Source organism: Pseudomonas sp. BS-2016 (genome assembly GCF_001806145.1).
In the GTDB taxonomy this organism is placed as follows: domain Bacteria; phylum Pseudomonadota; class Gammaproteobacteria; order Pseudomonadales; family Pseudomonadaceae; genus Aquipseudomonas; species Aquipseudomonas lundensis.
Genome location: NZ_MLCT01000163.1, coordinates 1 through 1,437 on the forward strand (window position 1 = coordinate 1; position 1,437 = coordinate 1,437).

At 60.5% G+C, this 1,437-nt stretch carries 2 protein-coding genes; both read left to right on the forward strand.

From position 1 onward, the window contains the following. Positions 1-225, forward strand: a 225-nt coding sequence (locus BKD70_RS23335) for an arginine deiminase family protein (protein WP_256543258.1), incomplete at its 5' end; no start/stop codon positions are given. A 12-nt stretch (positions 226-237) separates the two neighbouring features. Continuing rightward, positions 238-1,248, forward strand: coding sequence for an ornithine carbamoyltransferase (locus BKD70_RS23340; RefSeq protein ID WP_014719695.1), 1,011 nt, complete (start codon positions 238-240; stop codon positions 1,246-1,248). The last annotated feature ends 189 nt before the right edge of the window (positions 1,249-1,437 follow it).

Genomic DNA, 1,437 nt, shown 5'->3' on the forward strand with positions numbered 1-1,437 from the left:
GGCAACAGCTTCGCCGCCGAACGCGAGCAATGGGATGACGGCAACAACGTGGTGGCCGTGGAACCGGGCGTGGTGATTGGCTACGACCGCAACACCTACACCAACACCCTGCTGCGCAAGGCCGGTGTGGAAGTGATCACCATCAGCGCCGGTGAACTCGGCCGTGGCCGTGGCGGCGGCCACTGCATGACCTGCCCGATCATCCGCGACCCTATCGACTATTAAGGAGATTCCATCATGGCTTTCAATATGCGCAACCGCAGCCTGCTGTCGCTGATGCACCACACTACCCGCGAGCTGCATTACCTGCTGGACCTGTCCCGCGACCTCAAACGCGCCAAATACACCGGCACCGAGCGCCCGCACTTGCAGGGCAAGAACATCGCGCTGATCTTCGAAAAAACCTCGACCCGCACTCGCTGTGCCTTCGAAGTCGCGGCCCATGACCAAGGCGCCCACGTCACCTATATCGACCCGGTGTCGTCGCAGATCGGCCACAAAGAAAGCATGAAAGACACCGCCCGCGTGTTGGGCCGGATGTTCGATGCCATCGAGTACCGTGGTTTTGAGCAGGAAATCGTCGAAGAGCTGGCCAAGTTCGCCGGTGTGCCGGTGTTCAACGGCCTCACCGCCGAATTCCACCCGACCCAGATGATCGCTGACACCCTGACCATGCGCGAACACAGCGACAAGCCGCTGCATGACATCAGCTACGCCTACCTCGGGGACGCCCGCTACAACATGGGCAACTCGCTGCTGATGATCGGCGCCAAGCTGGGCATGGACGTGCGCATCGGCGCGCCGAAAGCGCTGTGGCCCCATGAAGACTTCATCAAGCAGTGCCAGGCATTTGCCGAGGAAAGCGGTGCACGCATCACCATCACCGAAGACCCGAAAGAGGCAGTCAAAGGCGTGGACTTCATCCACACCGATATCTGGGTGTCCATGGGCGAGCCGGTGGAAGCGTGGGACGAGCGTATCGAACAACTGCTGCCGTACCAGGTCAACGCCAAGATGATGAAAGCCTCGGGCAACCCTCGGGTGAAATTCATGCACTGCCTGCCGGCGTTCCACAACAGCGAAACCAAGGTCGGCAAGGACATCGCTGCGCGCTATCCGCACTTGGCCAACGGTGTGGAAGTGACCGAGGAAGTCTTCGAGTCGCCGGCCAACATCGCCTTTGAGCAGGCGGAAAACCGCATGCATACCATCAAGGCGATTCTGGTGTCGGCGTTGGCAGACATTTAATTTCCACGGTGTGAACACCGTCAGTGTGGGAGCTGGCTTGCCTGCGATAGCGGTGGGTCTGGCAACAGCAGGTCGCCTGCCAGGCCCTCATCGCAGGCAAGCCAGCTCCCACATTGACCGAGGTGTTCATGCGTTCCCTGAAAGGACATTCTGTATGCGCATCGTCGTAGCCCTGGGCGGCAACGCCCT